At 69.3% G+C, this 22,266-nt stretch carries 18 protein-coding genes and 1 tRNA gene; 10 read left to right on the top strand and 9 right to left on the bottom strand.

Annotation, left to right across the window (positions count from 1 at the left end; genetic code table 11):
• From pth to J4E04_RS15430, 3 genes are all read right to left on the bottom strand, one after another.
• A complete protein-coding gene (gene pth, locus J4E04_RS15440) occupies positions 1-579 on the bottom strand; it encodes an aminoacyl-tRNA hydrolase (RefSeq protein WP_285188140.1) in 579 nt (192 codons plus the stop codon).
• Between the two features lie 106 nt (positions 580-685).
• On the bottom strand, positions 686-1,345 hold the full coding sequence (locus tag J4E04_RS15435; RefSeq protein WP_056447089.1) for a 50S ribosomal protein L25/general stress protein Ctc: 660 nt from the start codon (positions 1,343-1,345) through the stop codon (positions 686-688).
• Between the two features lie 246 nt (positions 1,346-1,591).
• Positions 1,592-2,797: an aminotransferase class V-fold PLP-dependent enzyme gene (locus J4E04_RS15430; protein WP_328813215.1), complete on the bottom strand. Its 1,206-nt coding sequence runs from the start codon at positions 2,795-2,797 to the stop codon at positions 1,592-1,594.
• A 152-nt stretch (positions 2,798-2,949) separates the two neighbouring features.
• Between J4E04_RS15430 and egtA the strand changes: the two genes are divergently transcribed.
• Genes egtA through egtD form a run of 4 tightly spaced genes read left to right on the top strand, consistent with a single transcriptional unit; the run spans position 2,950 to position 7,299 of the window.
• Complete coding sequence (gene egtA / locus J4E04_RS15425; RefSeq protein ID WP_490148959.1) at positions 2,950-4,203, top strand: ergothioneine biosynthesis glutamate--cysteine ligase EgtA; 1,254 nt, start codon at positions 2,950-2,952, stop codon at positions 4,201-4,203.
• Positions 4,200-5,528, top strand: coding sequence for an ergothioneine biosynthesis protein EgtB (gene egtB, locus J4E04_RS15420; RefSeq protein WP_490148958.1), 1,329 nt, complete (start codon positions 4,200-4,202; stop codon positions 5,526-5,528). The genes egtA and egtB overlap by 4 nt, the downstream gene beginning before the upstream one ends.
• 3 nt (positions 5,529-5,531) lie before the next feature.
• The gene (gene egtC / locus J4E04_RS15415) at positions 5,532-6,263 is read left to right on the top strand and encodes an ergothioneine biosynthesis protein EgtC (protein ID WP_490148957.1); all 732 of its coding nucleotides are present in this window, start codon (positions 5,532-5,534) and stop codon (positions 6,261-6,263) included.
• A 49-nt stretch (positions 6,264-6,312) separates the two neighbouring features.
• A complete protein-coding gene (egtD, locus tag J4E04_RS15410) occupies positions 6,313-7,299 on the top strand; it encodes an L-histidine N(alpha)-methyltransferase (RefSeq protein WP_490148956.1) in 987 nt (328 codons plus the stop codon).
• Positions 7,300-7,365: 66 nt separating this feature from the next.
• Here egtD and J4E04_RS15405 read toward each other — a convergent pair whose 3' ends face one another.
• The 3 genes from J4E04_RS15405 to J4E04_RS15395 all read right to left on the bottom strand — a co-directional run bounded on the left by J4E04_RS15405 (position 7,366) and on the right by J4E04_RS15395 (position 10,010).
• Positions 7,366-8,349, bottom strand: coding sequence for a ribose-phosphate diphosphokinase (locus J4E04_RS15405; protein ID WP_490148955.1), 984 nt, complete (start codon positions 8,347-8,349; stop codon positions 7,366-7,368).
• Between the two features lie 4 nt (positions 8,350-8,353).
• The gene (gene glmU / locus J4E04_RS15400) at positions 8,354-9,832 is read right to left on the bottom strand and encodes a bifunctional UDP-N-acetylglucosamine diphosphorylase/glucosamine-1-phosphate N-acetyltransferase GlmU (RefSeq protein ID WP_027504069.1); all 1,479 of its coding nucleotides are present in this window, start codon (positions 9,830-9,832) and stop codon (positions 8,354-8,356) included.
• A 107-nt stretch (positions 9,833-9,939) separates the two neighbouring features.
• Positions 9,940-10,010: transfer RNA gene (locus tag J4E04_RS15395), tRNA-Gln, on the bottom strand.
• Between the two features lie 206 nt (positions 10,011-10,216).
• On the opposite strand from J4E04_RS15395, the gene J4E04_RS15390 reads away from it, so the two are divergent.
• The 4 genes from J4E04_RS15390 to J4E04_RS15375 all read left to right on the top strand — a co-directional run bounded on the left by J4E04_RS15390 (position 10,217) and on the right by J4E04_RS15375 (position 16,485).
• The gene (locus J4E04_RS15390) at positions 10,217-10,807 is read left to right on the top strand and encodes a TetR/AcrR family transcriptional regulator (RefSeq protein WP_027504068.1); all 591 of its coding nucleotides are present in this window, start codon (positions 10,217-10,219) and stop codon (positions 10,805-10,807) included.
• A 162-nt stretch (positions 10,808-10,969) separates the two neighbouring features.
• Positions 10,970-11,614, top strand: coding sequence for a ScbR family autoregulator-binding transcription factor (locus J4E04_RS15385; RefSeq protein ID WP_490148954.1), 645 nt, complete (start codon positions 10,970-10,972; stop codon positions 11,612-11,614).
• A gap of 166 nt (positions 11,615-11,780) precedes the next feature.
• The gene (gene mfd / locus J4E04_RS15380; RefSeq protein ID WP_490148953.1) at positions 11,781-15,470 is read left to right on the top strand and encodes a transcription-repair coupling factor; all 3,690 of its coding nucleotides are present in this window, start codon (positions 11,781-11,783) and stop codon (positions 15,468-15,470) included.
• A gap of 7 nt (positions 15,471-15,477) precedes the next feature.
• The gene (locus J4E04_RS15375) at positions 15,478-16,485 is read left to right on the top strand and encodes a nucleoside triphosphate pyrophosphohydrolase (RefSeq protein WP_490148952.1); all 1,008 of its coding nucleotides are present in this window, start codon (positions 15,478-15,480) and stop codon (positions 16,483-16,485) included.
• Between the two features lie 4 nt (positions 16,486-16,489).
• Here the strand turns inward: J4E04_RS15375 and efeB are convergent, their stop codons facing one another.
• The 3 genes from efeB to efeU form a co-directional block, all read right to left on the bottom strand.
• Entirely contained in the window at positions 16,490-17,770 is a 1,281-nt protein-coding gene (efeB, locus tag J4E04_RS15370; protein WP_490148951.1) for an iron uptake transporter deferrochelatase/peroxidase subunit, read from the bottom strand.
• Positions 17,751-18,890 carry an iron uptake system protein EfeO gene (gene efeO, locus J4E04_RS15365; protein WP_222646147.1) on the bottom strand — a complete coding sequence of 380 codons (1,140 nt, stop codon included), beginning with the start codon at positions 18,888-18,890 and terminating at the stop codon, positions 17,751-17,753. The genes efeB and efeO overlap by 20 nt, the downstream gene beginning before the upstream one ends.
• An 88-nt stretch (positions 18,891-18,978) precedes the next feature.
• A complete protein-coding gene (gene efeU / locus J4E04_RS15360) occupies positions 18,979-19,821 on the bottom strand; it encodes an iron uptake transporter permease EfeU (RefSeq protein ID WP_222638355.1) in 843 nt (280 codons plus the stop codon).
• Between the two features lie 207 nt (positions 19,822-20,028).
• Between efeU and J4E04_RS15355 the strand changes: the two genes are divergently transcribed.
• Together J4E04_RS15355 and eno are read left to right on the top strand one after the other, a co-directional pair.
• The gene (locus J4E04_RS15355; protein ID WP_222646146.1) at positions 20,029-20,784 is read left to right on the top strand and encodes a lytic transglycosylase domain-containing protein; all 756 of its coding nucleotides are present in this window, start codon (positions 20,029-20,031) and stop codon (positions 20,782-20,784) included.
• Between the two features lie 186 nt (positions 20,785-20,970).
• On the top strand, positions 20,971-22,266 hold the full coding sequence (eno, locus tag J4E04_RS15350) for a phosphopyruvate hydratase (RefSeq protein ID WP_027504061.1): 1,296 nt from the start codon (positions 20,971-20,973) through the stop codon (positions 22,264-22,266).

The following is a 22,266-nucleotide window of genomic DNA, read 5'->3' as shown; positions in this document are numbered from 1 at the left end:
TCAGGGTCGGTGGATGCGGTTCTGCGCGTCCTCGAGGCTGCCCTTCAGGAGCAGCTCCACTGCGTCCGCGGCCTCCTCCAGCACGACCGCCACCTCGTCGCGCTCGGACGCGGCGAACGGCTTGAGCACGTACGACGCCGGATCCATCCGGCCGGGCGGGCGCCCCACCCCGACCCGGACACGGAGGTAGTCCTTGGTGGACAACGACTTCGAGATCGAGCGCAGCCCGTTGTGCCCGCCCTCGCCGCCGCCGATCTTGAGCCGCACCCGACCCAGATCGACGTCGAGTTCGTCGTGCACGACGATGATGTCCGCCGGCGCCACGGAGAAGAACCGGGCCAGGTTGGCGACCGGGCCGCCGGACTCGTTCATGTACGACCGCGGCTTCCCCAGCACGACCGGGCGAGTCCCGAGCCGTGCCTGGAGCACGTCGGAGTTGCTGCGCTTGTGCGACGAGAACGACCCTCGCATCCGCTCCGCCAGGGTGTCGACGACGACGGCGCCGACGTTGTGTCGGGTGCGCTCGTACTGCGGCCCGGGATTGCCCAGGCCGATGACGAGAGCAGGGCGATCGGTCATGTGCGGCAGTCGCTTTCAGCTCGTGGCGTGCGGGGTCGTGCGGAGGGGGGAACGAGAAACGGCGCGCCCCCGGTGAGGGAGGCGCGCCGCGGTGGTGCTCGGTGGATCAGTTCTCGTCTGCTGCTGCGGCCTCGTCGGCGGCGGAGCTGTCCTCGACAGCCTCCTCTTCCTCGGCGGCGACGTTGCTGGCGAGATCGCCCGCGCCCTCGGCCTCGAGTGCAGCCTCGCTGGGCGCCTCGACGACGTTGACGAGGAGGAGCTCGGGATCGGAGATCAGCGTCGCGCCGGACGGCAGCTCGATCGACGAGGCGAGGATCTGGGTGCCGATCTCGGCGTCCTCGACGGAGACCTCGAACTGCTCGGGGATCTGGGTCGCGTCGACCTCGATCTCGATGACGTTGGCATCGGTGGTGACGAGGGCGCCGGGCGCCGCGTCGCCGGTGACGACGACGTTGATCTCGACGGTGACCTTCTCGCCGCGACGGATGACGAGGAGGTCGGCGTGCTCGATGTAGTTACGGATCGGGTGGACCACGACCGACTTGGTGAGGGCGAGGTGCTTCTCGCCGTCGACCTGGAGCTCGATGACGGCGTTGGTGCCGTCGGCGCGGAGCACGGCGGCGAACTCGCGAGACGGGAGCGAGAGGTGCTTGGGCTCGGTGGCGTGTCCGTACAGGACGGCGGGGACGAGACCGTCGCGGCGGGTGCGGCGGGCTGCGCCCTTGCCGAATTCGGTGCGGACGGTGGCGTTGAGAACGTTGGCCATGGGACGGGGCTCCTCGGAAGATCTGGTGTGACTGCGGTCTGAAACGGCTGCGGTCCGGTGTGACTGCTGCGGGTACTACTCGCTCGGCGTGGACACGAACGAGGACGGCTGCGAGACCGCGCCTGCGTCGATCACGGTGACGTACGCACTGCGCACTCGTCACCCTCGCCGAGACAACGGCGTGAACACTACCCGAACGCGCCGATCGGCCGCGAATCGCCCCTGCTCGTCACCGTTGGCGGCGGGTCACCGCTGCGACGTCAGAGCCCGGCACTCGTCCACGGCGTGATCGATCTGATCGAGGGTCAGGAAGTAGTGGGGAGACGCCCGGACGACGGAGTCCAGTCCGCGGGCCGTCATGTCGAGCAGAGTCGACGACGCCGGGCTGACGGAGACGGTGATGTCGCGCTCCGCCAGTGCGTCCTTCACCGCGGCGGGCGCGACGCCCTCGACGGTGAAGGTCACGATGCCGGTGTGGTGGTCGCCCAGGTCGTGCACCGCGATGCCGTGCACCTCGGCGAGGGCGTTCCGCAGCCGCTCGGCCCGCACACGCACCGCGGCCTCCACCGCGCTCGGCCCGAGTTCGAGCAGGAGATCGACGGCGGCGCCGAGACCGAGCCGGGCCGCGACGTCGTGTTCCCACGTCTCGAACCGGCGCGCGTCGTCGGCGACGGTGTAGGAGTCGGGGCCGGTCCAGGACGCACTGTGCAGATCCAGGGATCGCGGCTCCAGGGTGTCGAGCACCGACGGGGCGACGTGAAGGAAACCGGTGCCGCGCGGTCCTCGCAGCCACTTGCGTCCCGTCGCGGAGAGAGCGTCCACACCGAGCTCCGCCACGTCGAGGGCGATCTGGCCCACCGACTGACAGGCGTCCAGCAGCACGAGGGCCCCGTGACGGTGGGCCAGGTCGACGATCTCCCGGACCGGGTTCAGCAGGCCGCCGTTGGTCGGCGCGTGCACGAGCGAGACCAGCGCGACGCGGTCGTCCATCATCCGCTCGAGAGCCTCGAGATCGATGCGTCCGGACGGGTCCACGGGAATGGTGTCGACCACCGCGCCGGTAGCCCGCGCCCGCTGCAGTGCGGCGATCGCGTTGGTGGCGTACTCGACGGTGGAGACCAGGATGCGGTCACCGGGGGAGAGCGGTACCGCGTAGAAGAAGTCGCACCAGGCCCGCGTGGCGCTGTCGGACAGTGCCACGGTGCCGGTCGGGGCTCCGATCAGCATCTCCACGGACGTGCGCACCGCGGCGAGATCCTCCGAGCGTTCACGCGCTGCGCGGTATCCGCCCACCTCGGCCTCACGGCGCAGGTGCTCGACGACCGTCTCGACGACGCGCTGTGGCGGCAGCGACGAGCCGGCGCTGTCGAGGAACACCCCGTGCTCGGCGGCAGGGGTGTCGGCGCGGGCGGCGAGCACGTCGACGGTGTCCGTCTCGGGGGTGGCGTTCACAGTGACGCCGACACTACCGGCGACCGCGCGCGGGAGCGATTAGTCTGTGAAGGGCGGGGGTAGACGTCATCCGGACACGCAGTGTCCGTTCCTCTTCCCGTACGCAGTGCCCGTTCCACTTCACGCTCCACCGTCACCCCGCGGAGGCATCCATGACGGCCGTTTCCGGCACTCTCAGTTCGCGGCCCGCCGCCGAGGCATACCTCGCGCGGGTCTGTTTCAAGGTGGGCCCGCCGACTCTGATCGGCGCAGAACTCGAATGGTTCACCCGGACCCCGTCCGGTGCACGTCCCACTCTCGACTCGCTCGCCGAGGCACTGGGTGCCCACACCCCGCAGTCTCTTCGGCCCGAGTCCCCCGCACTCGCCCTCCGCTCCGGAAGTGTCGTCTCCGTCGAGCCCGGTGGTCAGATCGAATTGTCGTCCTCGCCCGCCACGTCCCTCGCCTCCGTCGTCGAGGCGTTGCGCGACGACGAGCGGACGTTGACCCGCCTGCTCGAGTCGCACGGGATCTCCCTCGCCGGAGGCGGCGCGGACACGCTGCGACCTCCCGACCGCCTGCTCACGCTGCCGCGCTACTGCGCGATGGAGCAGCGCTTCGAGCAGTACGGCCCGTACGGCAAGCTCATGATGTGCAACACGGCCGCGGTCCAGGTCAGTGTGGACGCCGGCGGCGACGACGAGCAGATCCGACGGCGCTGGGCCACAGTGCATGCCGTGGGTCCGGCGTTACTGGCGGCGTTCGCGACCACGCCCGCTCTGTACGGCGTTCCCGACGGTCGGTGGGCCTCGCAGCGCATGCGCACCTGGTTCGAACTGGACCGCACCCGCACGCGTGTTCCGCTCGGGGTCGATCCCGTCCGCGACTACGCACGCTGGGTGATGGACGTCCCGCTCCTGTGTGTGCGACGCGACGGGCGCCTCGCCTCGCCGCCGCGCGAGGCCACGTTCGCCCAGTGGCTCGAGGGTGACCTGGACGACGACATGGGTCGGCGCCCCACGACGGCCGACCTGGACTACCACCTGACGACGGTGTTTCCCCTCGTGCGTGCGAGCGGCCACCTCGAGATCCGGTACCTCGACGGCCAACCCGACGGGACGTGGGAGGTGCCGATGTACGCGGTGGACGCCCTGCTGTCCTCCGACTCGGTGGCCGATCAGGCGCTGGACCTGGCGGAACCCACCCTGAACAGGTGGGAGGACGCGGCGCGGGACGGACTTGCCGACCAGGCGCTGCGGCGAGCTGCGGTGGAGCTGCTGACACTCGCGGCCGACTCCAGCCACGGCGAGGCGCGTGAAGCCCTGGGCCGCGCGGCGACGCGCTGCTCCGCCGCCCAGCCGCCGACGGCACCAGGGACAGCGGCGACACCACCACGAGGCGATGCTCGGAAGGAGTTCTCACGATGACGGCGAACACGACGGTCGACGCGGTGGCGCTGCGCGGCCGGCTCGAATCGATGCTGGTGCGTAGCCGCGCCCGGACCCTGGCGCTCACCCGGTGCCTCGACGAGGACGGGCTGCGCGAGCAGGTGTCGCCGTTGATGAGCCCACTGGTCTGGGATCTCGCCCACATCGGCAACCAGGAAGAGCTGTGGCTGGTCCGCGGCGTGGGCGGCCGCGACGCGGTGCACCCGGAGATCGACGACCTCTACGACGCGTTCCGCCACGCACGGTCCGTCCGGCCGGGGCTGGATCTGCTGTCGCCCGACGAGGCGCGTGCCTACGTCGACACCGTGCGCGCCCTGTCACTGGATGCGCTGCAGCGCTGCACCTTCGACGAGAGTCGGCTGGTGGAGAACGGCTTCGTCTTCGCGATGGTCGCGCAGCACGAACAGCAGCACGACGAGACGATGCTGGCGACACATCAGCTGCGCACCGGCGACGCCGTGCTGGAGGCACCCGACGCTCCCCGCGCCCAGCTGCCGCCCGCCCACGACGTCGAGGTCATCGTCCCCGGTGGCGCCTTCGAGATGGGCACCGGCGACGATCCGTGGGCCCTCGACAACGAGCGGCCCGCGCACACTGTCGAGGTGCCCACCTTCGCGATCGACGCGGCTCCGGTGACCAACGGCGAGTACCTCCAGTTCATCGCCGACGGTGGCTACGACCGCGAGGAGCTGTGGACCGAACGCGGCTGGGCACACCGCACCGAGGCCGGTCTCACCGCGCCGCAGTTCTGGTCGCAGGACGACGACGGTGTGTGGTGGCGTCGAGTCTTCGGACGTGCGAAGCAGATTCGAGCAGCGCAGCCCGTGGTTCACGTCAGCTGGTTCGAAGCCGACGCCTACGCCCGCTGGGCCGGCAAGCGCCTGCCGACCGAGGCGGAATGGGAGAAGGCGGCACGCTTCGACCCCGCGTCCGGGCTCTCCCGGCGCAACCCCTGGGGCGACGACGACGCCGACGACCGGCACGCGAATCTCGGTCAACGCCACCTCGAACCCGCCGACGTCGGCGCGTATCCCGAGGGAGCCTCGCCGCTCGGCGTCGAGCAGCTGATGGGGGACGTCTGGGAGTGGACGTCGTCCGACTTCGAGCCGTACCCCGGGTTCGAGATGTTCCCCTACCCGGAGTACTCCGAGGTGTTCTTCGGCGGCGACTACAAGGTGTTGCGCGGCGGCTCGTTCGGCACCGACCAGACGGCGGTCCGCGCGACGTTCCGCAACTGGGACCACCCGATCCGGCGCCAGATCTTCGCCGGCTTCCGGTGCGCCCGCGACGTGGGACACCGGTAGCGGATGTGCCGACACGTCGGTTATCTCGGACCCGCGCGCACCGTCGGAGACGTGCTCACCGCGGGCCCGACATCGCTGCTCACCCAGTCGTACGCACCCCGCGAGATGCGCGGCGGCGGCACGATCAACGCGGACGGCTTCGGTGCGGCCTGGTGGTCGAACGGCACCGCGTCGTCGTATCGGAGCGCGATGCCGATGTGGGGTGACCCGGCCGTCACCGACACGCTCACCCACATCCGCTCGGTGGCGGTGATGGGGGCCGTGCGGTCAGCCACCGTCGGCATGCCCGTCGAGCGGTCGGCGTGCGCGCCCTTCGTCGAGGGTCGATGGGCGTTCAGCCACAACGGTGTCGTGCGCGGGTGGCCGCAGTCGGTCTCCGCGCTCGCCGAGAAGGTGCCCGTCGAGTCGCTGCTGCGGTTGGCGGCACCCACGGATTCCGCTGTGCTGTGGGCGATTCTGCAGCAGCGGCTACTGGACCGCGATCCGGCGGACGCACTCGCCGGTCTGCTGGCGGACGTCGACGCCGCCGCTCCGGACTCGCGCGTCAACCTGCTGCTCGGCGATGGCGAGTCGCTCTGGGCGACGACGCTCCACCACTCGCTCTCCGTCCGGTACGACGAGGACAGCGTCATCCTCGCGTCCGAACCGCTCGACGATCTGCCCGGATGGCAGCAGGTGCCCGATCGGTGCCTCGTCTCCGCCCGACCGGGATCCGTGGACATCACCACCTTCTGACCGCTCCACCCCTGCACCTTCCATGCTCGTCAGCACCGAGGAGTTCGTCATGACAGCGCCGTCACTGGACATCCACATCACCGAGGGTGATCTACAGGAATCGCTGCGGGAAGATGCCCGCCGCGGGCTCACCGCGACGCCGAAATGGTTGCCGCCGAAGTACTTCTACGATGCCGTGGGCAGCGAACTGTTCGAGCGCATCACCGAGTTGGACGAGTACTACCCGACGCGCACCGAGCGCGCCCTGCTGACCGAACGGGCCGCGGAGATCGCCCGCGTGACGGGAGTGGAGGTGCTGGTCGAGTTGGGCTCCGGATCGTCGGACAAGACCCGGGTGCTGCTGTCCGCGGGTCTGGAACACGGCACCCTGCGTCGCTACGTCCCGCAGGACGTGTCGCCGTCGGCGTTGACCGGTGCGATGGAGGAGTTGTCGCGCCAGTACCCGGACCTCGAGATCCACGGTGTGGTGAGTGATTTCACGAGCACCGGCGGCCCGGACAGTGGTTTGTTCTGGGTCCCCACCGGCGGGCGCAGGACGTTGGCGTTCCTGGGCGGCACGCTGGGGAACCTCGTGCCGCAGGAGCGCGCCGAGTTCCTCTCCGCCATCTCGAACACCCTCGACACGGGGGAGTTCCTGTTGCTCGGGGTCGGGCTGGTCATCGACCCCGCGGTTCTGGTGCCCGCGTACGACGACGCGCAGGGAGTGACGGCGCAGTTCGACCTGAATGTGCTCTCCGTGTTGAACGGGCAGCTGAACGCCGACTTCGACGTGGACGACTTCGAGCACGTCGCCGTGTGGGACGAGCGCAACGAGTGGATCGAGATGCGGCTGCGCGCACGTCGCGACCACACGGTGCGCGTCGCGGACCTCGACCTGGACGTGCAGTTCGCGGCGGGCGAGGAGATGCGGACCGAGATCTCCGCCAAGTTCCGGCGCGAGTCGATCACCGGCGAACTGGCCGCGGCGGGGCTGACGGTCGACGAGTTCTGGACCGATGCCGACGAGCGCTTCGCCCTGGTGCTGGCCCGGAAGTAGGGCGCCCGACGACGACACTCCCCGCGGACGAGGTCCGCGGGGAGTGTCGGTCGGTGACGTCGTTTCTCAGGCGTTACCGTTGAACAGGCTGGTGACGGACCCGTTCTCGAAGACCTCACGGATGGTCTTGCCGAGCAGGGGTGCGATGGAGAGCACGGTCAGCGACGGGAACATCTTGTCGTCACTGATGGGCAGCGTGTTGGTCACGACGACCTCCTTGGCGCCGCACGACGCGAGGCGCTCGGCGGCCGGGTGGCTCAGCACGCCGTGCGTGGCGGCGATGACGACGTCGCCCGCGCCGGCTTCCTCGAGCACCTTCACCGCGCCGGCGATGGTGCCACCGGTGTCGATCATGTCGTCGATCAGGATGCAGGTGCGCCCCTCGACGTCACCGACGACTCGGTTCGACTTGACCTGGTTGGGCACCAGGGGATCTCGCGTCTTGTGAATGAACGCCAGCGGCGCCCCGCCGAGCGAGTCGGCCCACTTCTCCGCGACGCGCACGCGGCCGGAGTCGGGGGAGACCACGGTGATGTGCTCGAGGTTGTAGCCCTCACGGATGTGGTCGGCGAGCTGGCTGTGCGCGTGCATGTGGTCGACCGGGCCGTCGAAGAAGCCCTGGATCTGGTCGGTGTGGAGATCGACCGTGATGATGCGGTCGGCACCGGCCGTCTTGAGCAGATCGGCGACCAGGCGCGCGGAGATCGGCTCGCGGCCGCGGTGCTTCTTGTCCTGGCGGGCGTAGGGGTAGAACGGCAGGATCGCGGTGATGCGCTTCGCGGATCCGCGCTTGAGCGCGTCGATCATGATGAGCTGTTCCATGAGCCACGTGTTCAACGGGAACGGGTGGCTCTGGAGCACGAAGGCGTCGGAGCCGCGGACGGACTCCTCGAAGCGGACGAAGATCTCGCCGTTCGCGAAGTCGCGGGCGGTCTGCGGGGTGACCTCGATCCCGAGTTCCTTCGCCACCTGCTCGGCGAGCTCGGGATGAGCGCGACCGGAGAAGAGCATCAAGTTCTTCTGGTTGTCGATCCAGTTGGCTGTGGTCACTGCTCTACTCGCCGTCCTTCGGTTCGTGCACGTGTGATTCCTCGGTCGAACGGGCGCGTTCGGCGGCCTCTGCCGCCGGCGTTCCCGGACGCTTCTTCTGCACCCAGCCCTCGATGATCCGTTGCGGACCACCGGAGACGGCGAGCGCTCCCGCCGGTACATCATGGCGTAGGACGGTTCCGGCGCCCGTGTAGGCCCCGTCGCCCACGCGCACCGGCGCGATGAACATGGTGTCGGAACCGGTGCGCACGTGCGAACCGATCTCGGTCCGGCTCTTGCCGACGCCGTCGTAGTTGACGAAGACGCTGGACGCACCGATGTTGGAGTGCTCGCCGATGCTGGCGTCGCCGACGTAGGTCAGGTGCGGCACCTTGGAGTGCGCTCCGATGGTCGCGTTCTTGGTCTCCACGAAGGCGCCGAGCTTGCCGTGGTCGCCGAGGTCGCTGTTCGGCCGCAGGTAGGTGAAGGGCCCGACCGTCGCTCCGGCACCGATCACCGAGTCGGATCCGTGCGAGCGGACCACCGTCGCGCCCTCGCCGACCGACACGTCGGTGAGTGTCGTGTCGGGCCCGATGATCGCGTCCTCGCCGATGACGGTGCGTCCGTGCAACTGCGTGCCGGGGTGCAGCACGGCGTCGCGTCCGACGGCGACCTCGATGTCCACCCACGTCGACGACGGGTCGATCACGGTCACGCCGGCGCGCATGTGGCGGGCGAGGATGTGCTCGTTGAGGATGCGGGTGACCTCGGACAGCTGCACTCGGTCGTTCACACCGCGCACCAGCGACGGGTCGGTGAGCTGGGTGCTGAACACCGGCAGGCCGCGTCGGCGCGAGATCTTCAGGACGTCGGTCAGGTACAGCTCGTGCTGCGCGTTGTCGGTGCCGAGCGAGTCGAGAGCCACCCGCAGCGACTGCGCGTCGAAGGCGTAGACACCCGAGTTCACCTCGGTGATGGTCAGCTGATCGGGAGTCGCGTCGGCGTGCTCGACGATCTCCTGGACCTGGCCGGACCCGTCGCGGACGATGCGGCCGTAGCCGTTCGCGTCGTCGGGGACGAAGGTGAGCACCGACACCGCGACGGGCTCCGCGGAGGAGTGGTGATCGTGCAGCAGTGCCTGCAGAGTGTGGGCGTCGAGCAGTGGCACGTCCCCCGCGGTGACCACCACGGTGCCGTCGAAGTCGGCGGGCAGCGACGCGAGGCCGCACTGCACCGCGTGACCGGTGCCGTGCTGTTCGGCCTGCACCGCGATGTCGATGGTGCGACCCAACGTCTCGGCCAGATCGGCGACGGCGGCCGAGACCTTCTCGCGGTCGTGCCCGACGACGGTGACGAGGTGATCGGGGTCCACCCCGTCGGCCGCGTGCAGAGCGTGCGCGAGCATGGACCGACCGGCCAGTTCGTGCAGAACCTTCGGAGTCTTCGATCGCATTCGGGTTCCCGCCCCCGCGGCGAGCACGACTACAGCGACCTTCGACGTCATGAATCTCCTCGACCGACTTCGGATGTGCCCCGGGCGGGGGACCCGCCACACTCGTCGCCACGGCTCCGCCGCCCTACGACAGCAGCTCCGCCGCTGTGGCGTCACGGCTCCGCCGCCAGGATTCGAACCTGAACTATCTGAACCAAAATCAGAGGTGCTGCCATTACACCACGGCGGATCACAGCCTCGGCTGGCGTGCGCCGAGCGCGTCGATCCTCGCACGAGTGCACCCGCTCCGTAAAACGCTCCGCAGGCCTCACTCGCCGCGCAGTGCTCGCGTGTCACAGTGATTCCATGACCTCGACGCCCGACGCGCCCCGCGAGCCCGATCAGCCGCGTGCACCCGGTGACGCCGCCCTACCGGAACGTGCGCCCCGCGTCCGGATGACGGGGACCGCGCGCCGGGCCCAGTTGATCGAGATCGGCCGCACGCTGTTCGCCGAGCGTGGCTACGAGGCCACGTCCATCGAGGAGATCGCGCAACGCGCGCAGGTGAGCAAGCCGGTCGTGTACGAGCACTTCGGCGGCAAGGAGGGTCTCTACGCCGTGGTGGTGGACCGCGAGATGTCCACGCTGCTGTCCATGATCACGTCGTCGCTGACCGAGAACCGGTCCCGGATCCGGGTCGAACGGGTGGCGCTGGCCCTGCTGACCTACGTCGAGGAGCGCAGCGACGGGTTCCGCATCCTCGTGCGCGACTCCCCGGTCGCCGCGGCCGAGGGAACGTACTCGAGCCTGCTGAACGACGCCGTCGGCCAGGTGGGGCACATCCTGGCGGGTGACTTCTCCCGCCGCGACATCGACCCGGCCAATGCCCAGCTGTACGCCCAGGCATTGGTCGGAATGGTGTCGATGACGGCGCAATGGTGGCTGGACGAACGGTCTCCCTCGAAAGAGGTGGTGGCCGCGCACATCGTGAACCTGTGCTGGAACGGGCTCACGAATCTGGAGCCCGATCCCCGGTTGGGGAGCTGAAAGCGCGAGTGTCACCGGAGGTGGTCACGGTGGACCACCTCGTCGGTCGTGACGACACGACGCTCGGACTCCGGGACGAGTGCTCGTGCTGTGTAGTGGTCCAGTGGTACCGTTCTCGCGTTGTTCACGGATTGAATGCCCCAAACTTTCGAGGCGGATCGCATGGTCAGACAGGCACGCGCCGAGATCACCAGAGACACGGTGCTCGCGGGGGCCGCCCATGTCTTTCTACGGCTCGGGTACGCCAATGCCAGCCTCAGCGAGATCATTTCGCAGTCGCAGGTCACCAAGGGAGCTCTCTACTTCCACTTCGGGTCGAAGGAGGAGCTGGCTCGCGCCGTCATCGACGAGGGCGTGCGGCGGCTCACCACGGCGTGCCGCGCCCTGGACGACGGCCGGATCCCCGCTCTCGAGGCCGAGATCGGTGTCTCGTACATCACGGTCGATCTGGCGATCACGGATCCGATGGTCGCCGCGATGTTCCGGCTCAAGCATCAGATCGGCGACTACCGCGGTACCGGTGAGAACGTCATGGAGGGCTGGACCGAGTACCACACCGGCCTGGCGCGTCGGGCGATCGACGAGGGCGACCTCGAGGCCGACCTCGACCCCGTGACCACCGGAATGCTGTTCCTGGAGGTCATCGTCGGCGCCCACATGGTCGCGGTGGCCACCGACAGCACCAAGGAGTTGTCGGCGCGCATGGAGCGGCTGTGGCACTACCTGCTCCCGTCGCTGGTCCCCGGTCGCAAGCTCGACTACTTCCGTGAGTTCGCCGCCCGCCGGGTCCTGCGCTACGGCGCCTGACGACGAGCGGCCGCGTCGCGGTCGCCTCGGTCGGCCCACGGTCGTTTCTGTCGACGACTGCTCCTAGAATCGATACCGAGTCGTCGCCGACCGATCGATCTCCGTGAGGGGTGTCGGGCCGTTGCGGGTGCACGACCGTGTCGTCTTTCCGTCAGGAGTTCTGCTGGTGTCCTCGCCGTCCGTCCATGTTTCCCCCGCGCAGACCCCGGACGACGGTGCGGGCCGGATGTCGGGCCTGCTGGAATTCGCACTGCGTGACGCGTCGCTGGCGCAGATCGTCGATCTGTCCGGCCGCCGCGAGGCCACCCTGGTGGCACCCACTCCGGCACGGGCGTTCATCGCTGCGGCCATGTCCCGCACCACACCGGTCCTGCTCGTCACCGCGACGGGCCGCGAGGCCGACGATCTGACGGCCGAGCTCACGGAGATGGTGGGCGGCGCCGTGGCGCAGTTCCCGTCCTGGGAGACGCTGCCGCACGAGCGTCTGTCTCCCGGAGCGGACACCGTCGGTCGTCGTATCGAGGTGCTGCGGCGCCTCGCCCGGCCGGAGGACGCCGACTACGGCGTCCCGCTGAAGATCATCGTCACCACGGTGCGCTCGGTGCTCCAGCCGATGGCGCGTGGACTGGGCGAGATCGAGCCCGTCGGCCTGCGCGTGGGGGCGGAGTTCGACTTCGAGGAGTTGCAGAAGCGACTGGTCGAGCTGGCCTACACGCGTGTCGACATGGTGGGCAAACGCGGTGAGTTCGCGGTGCGCGGCGGCATCCTCGACCTGTTCTCGCCGACGGCGGATCACCCCGTCCGTGTCGAGTTCTGGGGTGACGAGGTCACGGACCTGCGCGCCTTCTCGGTCGCGGACCAGCGCTCCATCCCCGACGTGGAGGTCGACACGGTCATCGCGCCGCCGTGCCGGGAGATGATTCTCGACGAGGCCGTACGGGAGCGCGCGGCGCGTCTCGCCGCCGACAACACCGGCGACCCGATCCTGGTGGAGATGCTCGAGAAGATCTCCGCCGGCGTTCCGGTCGAGGGCATGGAGGCGTTGCTGCCGGTGCTGAAGGCCGGCGGCCTCGAACTGCTGACCGACGCGCTGCCCGACGGCGCGCACGTGCTGGTCTGCGATCCGGAGAAGGTGCGTACGCGCGCGACGGATCTGGTGCGGTCCGGCAAGGAGTTCCTCGAGGCGTCGTGGACGGCCGCGAGCATCGGTGCGGCCGCACCGCTCGACACCGCAGCGCTGGACACCAGCAGCGTGACGGACGAGAGCGCCGTCCTCGACCTCGATCTCAGCGCGTCCGCGTACCGGTCGCTGCGGCAGGTCCGAGAGTCTGCGGAGGCGGCCGGTCGGCCGTGGTGGACCGTGGGCCCGCTCGCCTCGGGCAGTGACGAGGAGATCGTGCTCGACGTCGACGCGGCGCCGGACGTGCGCGGCTCCGAGGAGGCACTCGCGACGCTCTTCCAGATGTTCACGGCGCACCTCGCGTCCGGCGGCCGCGTGGCCGTCGTCGTCGCGGGCGCGGGAACGGCGCAGCGCACGGTCGAACGCCTGCGGGAGGCCGGTGTGCCGGCGCTCCCTCTCGATGCCGGTGCCGAGCCCGGCTCCGACGTCGTCGGCGTGATGTGCGGGTCGTTGCACTCGGGTCTCGTCCTGCGTGACGCCGGCCTGGTGGTGGTGACGGAGGCCGATCTCACCGGCAACCGGGTCGCGGCGGCCGGCGACGGCAAACGGTTGCCCGCGAAGCGTCGCAACCAGGTCGATCCGCTCGCGTTGACGGCCGGCGACATGGTGGTCCACGACCAGCACGGCATCGGCCGCTTCGTCGAGATGGTCGAGCGGACCATCGGCGGGGCACGCCGTGAGTACCTCGTCGTCGAGTACGCGCCCAGCAAGCGTGGCCACCCGGGCGACCGCCTCTTCGTTCCCATGGAGTCGCTCGACCAGTTGTCCCGCTACGTCGGCGGGGAGATGCCGAGCCTGAGCAAGCTGGGCGGATCCGACTGGACCAACACCAAGCGCAAGGCCCGCAAGGCCGTCCGCGAGATCGCAGGGGAGCTCGTCCAGCTCTACGCGGCGCGGCAGGCGGCGCCCGGTCACGCGTACGGGCCGGACACCCCGTGGCAGAAGGAGATGGAGGACGCCTTCGCGTTCACCGAGACCGTCGACCAGATGACCGTCATCGACGAGGTCAAGGCGGACATGGAGAAGCCCGTCCCGATGGACCGAGTGGTCATCGGCGACGTCGGTTACGGCAAGACCGAGGTCGGCGTCCGGGCGGCGTTCAAGGCCGTCCAGGACGGCAAGCAGGTAGCGGTGCTCGTTCCCACCACCCTGCTGGCCCAGCAGCATCTGCAGACCTTCACCGAGCGGATGGCCAACTTCCCGGTGACGGTCAAGGGGCTGTCCCGGTTCTCCGACGCCGCCGAGTCACGGGAGACGTTCGCCGGCCTCGCGGACGGCACGGTGGACATCGTCGTGGGCACGCACCGATTGCTGCAGACCGGTGTGCAGTGGAAGGACCTCGGGCTGGTCATCGTCGACGAGGAGCAGCGCTTCGGCGTCGAGCACAAGGAGCACATCAAGGCGCTGCGCACGCACGTCGACGTCCTGACGATGTCGGCGACACCGATTCCGCGCACGCTCGAGATGAGCATGGCGGGCATCCGCGAGATGTCGACCATCCTGACGCCGCCCGAGGAGCGTCACCCCGTCCTGACCTACGTCGGTGCCTATCAGGAGAAGCAGGTGGCGGCGGCGATCCGCCGTGAGCTGCTCCGTGACGGCCAGGTCTTCTACGTTCACAACCGCGTGAGCAGCATCGACAAGGCCGCCGCGAACATCCGACGGCTGGTGCCGGAAGCGCGCGTCGTGGTCGCACACGGCCAGATGAACGAGGACGCGCTCGAGAAGACGGTGCAGGGGTTCTGGGAGCGTGAGTTCGACATCCTGGTCTGCACCACCATCATCGAGACGGGCCTCGACATCTCCAATGCGAACACGCTGATCGTCGAGCGAGCCGATTCGTTGGGTCTGTCCCAGCTCCACCAGTTGCGTGGGCGTGTGGGTCGCAGCCGGGACCGTGGCTATGCCTACTTCCTCTACCCGCCGGAGAAGCCGCTCACCGAGACGGCGTACGACCGGTTGGCCACCATCTCGCAGAACTCCGACCTGGGCGCCGGTATGGCGGTGGCGATGAAGGACCTCGAGATCCGCGGCGCGGGCAACGTGCTGGGCGCGGAGCAGTCCGGCCACGTCGCCGGTGTGGGATTCGACCTGTACGTCCGACTGGTCGGCGAGGCGGTGGAGGCCTACCGCGCCGTGGCCGACGGCCGCCCCGTCACCACCGACGAGGCGCCCAAGGAGGTACGCATCGACCTCCCCGTCGATGCCCACATCCCGCCGGACTACGTCACCAGCGACAGGCTCCGACTCGAGGCGTACCGCAAGCTGGCCGCGGCGCAGAACGACGCCGAGATCCGTGCGGTCATCGACGAGCTGACCGACCGCTACGGGCCGGTGCCGGCCGAGGTCGCCCGGCTCGTGGCCGTCGCCGTCCTGCGCATCCTGTGCCGTTCCTACGGCATCGTGGACGTGCAGATGGCGGGGACCATGGTGAAGTTGGCGCCGATGGACCTACCCGACTCCAAGCAGATACGGTTGAAGCGGCTCTACCCCAGCGCACAGTATCGGGCGACCACCGGCACGGTGCAGATCCCGATTCCGCGTGTGGCAGGTGGTGGAGTCGGTTCGGCCCGTGTCCGCGACGAGGAACTTCTGCAGTTCGTCGCCGACGTGCTGCTCGCGATGGACGGGCAGCCCGCGGGCTCCGTACGAGTCGAGCAACCGATCGGGGTGTGAGCGCGCGATGACGATTCTGCTGCTGGATCCCCTGCGGCCCACCATGGTGCCGGTGCAGGCCGTGACGTTGCTGGACAAGCCCGTGGGCTTCACCGAAGAGGTGCCGGTCTCCATCCGCTGGCGCCTCACGGGGTTCACCTCCGCGGGCGACGACGAGCCCGAGGTGCTCATCAGCACCAGCCGCGACAACCCCGACGTCCAGGAACGCATCACGCGCGGCGAGGACGTCATCGAGGTGCCGGTACCCCGCGGCGGCAACCTCGCCGAGGCCGTCTTCGTCATCGACAAACTGCGCTCACTCGGCGGATGGGAGGCGCAGCAGACGCACGAGTCGCTGCGCGGGTACCTCCTCGAGGAGACCTACGAACTGCTCGATGCCATCGAGACCGGCGATGCGGACTCCATCCGGGAGGAGCTCGGCGATCTGCTGCTGCAGGTCATCTTCCACGCGCGCATCGCCAAGGACGCGGGCGCCGAGGCGTTCGACATCGACGACGTGGCGTCCACCCTGGTGGCCAAGTTGACCCACCGCAGCCCGCACCTGGCCGACACGTCCGGCGCACCGATCGACATCGGTGCGCAGGAGAAGGCCTGGGAGGAGCGCAAGGCCGCGGAGAAGGTACGCGCGTCGTGTCTGGACGGCATCGCCATGGCGCAGCCGTCGCTCGCGCTCGCCCAGCAGGTCATCACCCGAGCGGTCAAGGCCGGGCTCCCCCAGGACTTCGTCCCGGAGTCCATGCTCTCGGTGCGCATCGACATCTCGGGTGATCACGGCACCACCAGCGCCGAGGACTCGCTGCGCCGCACCGTCAACGAGTTCGTGGCCGACGTACGGGCCGCGGAGCGCGGCGCCGCCATGGACGGAGTCCGATCGGCCGAGATGGACGCACGAGCGTGGTCCAAGTACTGGCCGGGAACCGACATGTTCGGCCGACCGCTCGCGGCGACGGGGACGGACGACGCACGCGTCGCCGCGTCCCACCATCGGCCGCAGGCGGACGAGAAGAACCGCTGACCGTCTAGCCGAAGAGCGTCGAGCCCCAGTAGTCCTCGGTGCCTTCCGGAACTCCCGGTGGGCAGGCGAAGACCGCCGAGCCGACGTGGGAGATGTACTCGTTCAGGGCATCTCGTCGCGCGAGCGCTTGCTGCATCGGCACGAACTGGGTCTGTGGATCGCTGCAGAAAGCGACGAAGAAGAGCCCCGCGTCGAGGTGGCCGAAGCCGTCGGAGCCGTCGGTGAAGTTGTACCCGCGGCGAAGAATCTTGATGCCGCCCAACGACTCCGACGACGCCAGTCGTACGTGCGCGTCCTTCGCGATGGTCGAGGAGCCGAGATCGACGGTATCGAACTCGGCCGTACCGCCCAGTGGCGCGCCGGTGGCCTTGGACCGACCGATGACGCGTTCCTGTTCGCCGAGCACCGCGCGGTCCCACGGTTCGATCTTCATCCGGATGCGCCGCGCCACGAGGTAGGTGCCGCCCGTCATCCAGTCGGACTCGCCGCCGTTCACCCACACGTGCTCGTCGACGGTCGCCGCTTCCTCGGCCTTGATGTTGTTCGTGCCGTCCTTGAAGCCGAAGAGGTTGCGCGGTGTCGCCTGGGCGGTCGACGTCGACGCGGTGCGACCGAAGCCGAGCTGCGACCACCGCACCGACGCGGTGCCGAACGCGATGCGCGCGAGATTGCGGATGGCGTGCACCGCCACCTGCGGATCGTCGGCGCAGGCCTGCACCGCGATGTCGCCACCGCTCCGCGCCGGGTCGAGGTCGTCACCGGGGAATCGCGGAAGATCTTGCAGTGCAGCCGGTCTGCGGTCACCCAAGTCGAGCTTGTCGAAGAATGACGGGCCGAAGCCGATGGTCAGCGTGAGGTTGGACGGCATCAGACCGTAGGCCTCGCCGGTGTCACCGGGCGGCTCGTACTGTCCGCCGCCGACCACGCCACCGGGCACCGACTCGGCGCCGACGGTGAGACGTTCGGCCATTGCCGTCCACTTCGTGAGCATCGCGACGATCTCGTCGCGCGAGGTGGTCGTCACGTCGAAGGTGACGAAGTGCATGCGGTCCTGTGCGGGCGTGACGATGCCCGCCTGGTGGACGCCGCGGAACGGCACCACGGCCTCGGCCGCGTCGGCGACCACGGGTTCGGGTGCGGTCGACCGGCCCAGCGCGGCACCGGCGCCGACCGCGAGTGCGCCGGCTCCCACGCCACCGAAGAGCGCGCGGCGCGAGAGGCGTCGACTCGGCGGGGTGGTGGCGGCGTCCGTGTCGGACGTCCGCTCAGGCGCCTGCGACGACACCCTGGACCTGGCTCACCGACGCGGACAGGGCGTCGATCTTCTTCGACAGGTCCTGGCGCTGCGGCTCGGTGACCGTGTCGTAGGAGACGAAGCCGTCACCCTGGCGGTACTTCGCGAGCTCGGTGTCGAGTTCGGCGAAGCGCTGCTCGATGGTGGCCGCGAGTTCCGGGTTCCGCTCGGACAGCACCGGAGCGAGAGCCGCCACCGCTGCCTGCGATCCGTCGACGTTCGCCTGGAAGTCGTACAGGTCGGTGTGGGAGAAGAAGTCCTCCTCACCGGTGATCTTCGTCTGGGCGACCTCGTCGAGGAGGCCCTGTGCGCCGCCCGCCACCGTGATCGGGTCGATCACGAAGTCGGGGGACTGCACGCCCGCGACCAGTTCGTCGACGTCCGCCTTCAACTGCGCGGCGATCGCGTTCGTGTCCGGCTGGAGCCCCTGTGCCCACAGGTCCTTCTCCAAGCGGTGGAACCCGGTCCACTCGGCACCCGGCTCGACGTCCGGCTCGCGCAGGTCGATGCGGGGGTCGAGATCGTCGGGGAAGCTCTCCGCGACGGGTTCGATGCGCTCGTAGTAGGTGCGGACGAGCGGGAACTGGGCCTTGGCGCCCTCGACGTCGCCGGACGTGACCGCGGTGACGAACGACGCCGTCGTCTCCTGCAACGCCGTGACCTGGCTGACGACGTAGCGCTTGTAGCCGTCGGCCGCCTCGGCGAGCGTCCCGTCGGCGTCGGACTCCTTGGCGTCACCCGTGACGACGAAGTCGCCGCGGAGGCCGTCGCCGACCATGCCCGGCTTGCACGCGGTCTGGTACGTGGCGGGCTCGGGCAGCGCGACGATGAGCTGGCGGGAGACGCCGGGCCCGATGTTCTCGATCTCACCCATGACGCGGTCGCCCTCGCCGTAGACGTAGAACTCGGTGACCTTGGAGCCGTTGTTGGTCACCTGGAAGGTGGAGCTGCCCGTCTGTGCACTCGTCGTACCGACGTCGCACGAGCTGTCGGTCGCGTCGACCACGATGTCGCCGCCCTCGGCCGAGGTCGTGGCCTCCTTCTCGGTGCAGGCCGTGAGTGCCAGCGGCAGCGCGGCGGCGCAGAAGAGGAGGCGGGTGGTGGTGCGCATTTCAGTGGTGCCCTTTCGGGAGCGGGAAGGCCGGAGGCCGGTCGGTAGTGGAGCGGGAAGGCCGGAGGTTCTGGAGCAGATGTGTGGGTCAGGACGCGGCGGGTTGTGGCTGCGGTGCGGTGACTCGTGGCACGGCCTTCGGCCGCCGGAGGAACAGGGGCAGGACGACGACGAGGTAGAGCACCCAGGCCGCGACCTGCAGAACGGTCGGCTCGGGGCGGAAGTTGAAGATGCCGGCGACGACGGTGCCGTACCAACTGCCCGCGTCCCAGGTGTCGCTGATGTCGAACGCGGTCGCGCTGCCACCGGGGAGAATTCCGCCGATCTGCAGAGCCCGCAGTCCGTACGCCAGGATTCCGGCGGCGACGAACACGAGGAAGACGCCCGTCCAGCGGAAGAACCGGGCGAAGTCGATGCGTACTGCTCCGAAGTACAGGAGGACGGTGAGGAATGCAGCGACGGCGATTCCGGCCAGCAGACCCAGCAGCGGCCAGAAACTGCCGTTGGTGTTCTCCGCGTAGCCGACCATGAGGAGCGCCGTCTCGATTCCTTCGCGCCCGACCGCCAGGAAGGCGAGCGATGTGACGGCCACCGGCCCGACGTCGAGCGCGCGGGCCATGCCGGCCTTCAACGTGCCGGAGATGGAGGCGGCGGCCGACCGCATCCACAACACCATGCCGGTGACGATCGCGACGGCGATAAGCGAGGCGATGCCGGCGATGATCTCGGCGGTGAGGCCCGTGACCGTCGAGGTGCCGAGGTGGATGACGGCGAACACGACGGCGACCATGCCCACGGCGGCCGAGACACCCGTCCACACCCACTTCAGCGCGTCGCGGCGGTCGGACTTCACGAGGAACGCGACCAGGATCATCACGACGATGCCGGTCTCGAGTCCCTCCCGCACCCCGATCAGTCCGCTGCCGACCATCTGCGTCACGACGGACGGCGCGGACGCGACGACGGCGACTGTGGACACGGCGGGATCTCCCGGGTTCGAGTGGAGTGGGGCGTCTTAGGCAAGGCGACCCTCATACGAAAGGTGAACATACACCGGCTTCGGGGTGCGAAACAGCCGCCGACCAGGACTTTTGAAGACCTTTACCCTTCTATTACTTTGACTCGGGATGATGGAGGCATGCTCCCACCGCGCTCCCGGCGCCTCCGCGTCGTCGCGGCTGCGCTCGCCACGGCCGCCGTCGTCTCCGGCTGCGGCGCCCTCGATCTGGATCCGGGCAGACCCGCGGTGGAGATCCCGGAGGGAATCCCGCCGGGGCCCGGAGCGCCCCTGCCGCCGATCGACGTGGACGCGCCCGGTCGCTCGGCCGACCTGCTCGCCGGCTGGGCGGAACCGCTGGTCGACCCCACCGGAATCGGTCGCACGGCGCTCGAGGCCTACGGCCACGCGGCCGCGGTCATGGCCCGCTCGTCACCGGGGTGCGGTCTGGCCTGGACCACTCTCGCCGGGATCGGCCGAATCGAGAGTCGTCACGGCACCTTCGGTGGATCGTCCGTCGGTCCCGACGGCACCGCGACCCCGCCCATCCGCGGAGTGCCCCTCGACGGTACCGCCGGCAACGCGGAGATCGCCGACACCGACGGCGGAGAACTGGACGGCGACACCGTCTTCGACCGCGCCATGGGACCGATGCAGTTCATCCCCGAGACCTGGCGCAAGTGGGGCGTGGACGCCAACGGGGACGGCCGCGCCGACCCCGACAACCTCGACGACGCCGCGCTCACCGCGGGGCGTTACCTCTGCGCCCGTGGGGGAGACCTCACCGCAGCGGAGGGATGGCAGGCCGCCCTCATGGCCTACAACCTGTCGGGGGTCTACCTGAGGGACGTCCGCGACGCGGCCTCCGCCTACTCCGTCGGTGCCCGGCCGTCCTGACGTCGACCTCCTCCGGCCTGCCCGCCTGACTACCGACCGGCCTCCGGCCTGCCCGCGTGCGCGCCTGCGCGTCGAATATCGAGCGCGGCGGCTGCGACGGCTAGTCTGTCTTCGAGCCGCGCCCGACCACGGGTGACCGGTTCGCGCCCGAAGCTGTGTGTTCAACGCCTGACTAGGAGTTCATTCGTGGCCATCATCGAACAGGTCGGAGCTCGCGAGATCCTCGACTCACGTGGCAACCCCACGGTCGAGGTCGAGGTCGCGCTCGACGACGGCACGCTGACCCGTGCAGCGGTGCCCTCGGGCGCCTCCACCGGTGAGCACGAGGCCGTCGAGCTCCGCGACGGCGGCGATCGCTACGGCGGCAAGGGTGTCGAGAAGGCCGTCAACGCCGTGCTCGACGAGATCGCGCCGGCCGTCATCGGCCTCGACGCCATCGAGCAGCGCACGGTCGACCAGGCACTGCTCGACCTCGACGGCACCGCCGACAAGTCGCGCCTCGGCGCGAACGCCCTGCTCGGTGTCTCGCTCGCCGTGGCCAAGGGTGCCGCGGAGTCCGCCGGACTGGAGCTCTTCCGTTACCTGGGTGGACCCAACGCCCACATCCTGCCGGTACCGATGATGAACATCATCAACGGTGGCGCCCACGCCGACAGCGGCGTCGACGTGCAGGAATTCATGATCGCCCCCATCGGTGCGCCGACCTTCAAGGAGGCCCTGCGCTGGGGCGCCGAGGTCTACCACGCACTGAAGTCGGTCCTCAAGGCCAAGGGCCTGTCGACCGGGCTCGGCGACGAGGGCGGTTTCGCCCCCGACCTCGCGGGCACCAAGGCCGCACTCGACCTCATCTCGGAGGCCGTCGGCAAGACCGGCCTCACGCTGGGCTCCGACATCGCTCTCGCGCTCGATGTCGCCGCCACCGAGTTCTTCACCGCCGGAACGGGATACGCCTTCGAGGGCAACACCCGCACCGCGGAGGAGATGTCGGCGTTCTACGCGGACCTGCTGAACCAGTACCCGCTCGTCTCCATCGAGGATCCGCTCGACGAGAACGACTGGGACGGCTGGGTCGCCCTCACCGACAGCATCGGTGACCGGGTACAGATCGTCGGCGACGATCTGTTCGTCACCAACCCGGAGCGCCTCGAGGAGGGCATCGTCAAGGGAGCCGCCAACGCTCTCCTGGTGAAGGTCAACCAGATCGGCACGCTGACCGAGACCCTCGACGCCGTCGATCTCGCGCACCGCAGTGGCTACCGCACGATGATGAGCCACCGCAGCGGCGAGACCGAGGACACCACCATCGCCGATCTCGCCGTCGCCGTGGGCAGCGGACAGATCAAGACCGGTGCCCCGGCTCGCAGCGAGCGTGTCGCCAAGTACAACCAGCTGCTGCGCATCGAGGAGGCACTCGGCGACGCCGCGCGCTACTCGGGCGAGCTGGCGTTCCCGCGGCTCGACTTCACCTCGAAGGACAGCTGA

Source organism: Rhodococcus sp. NFXS4, from assembly GCF_058139645.1.
Note: the sequence above shows the minus strand (reverse complement) of the source record. Positions and strands in the feature narration are given on the sequence as shown.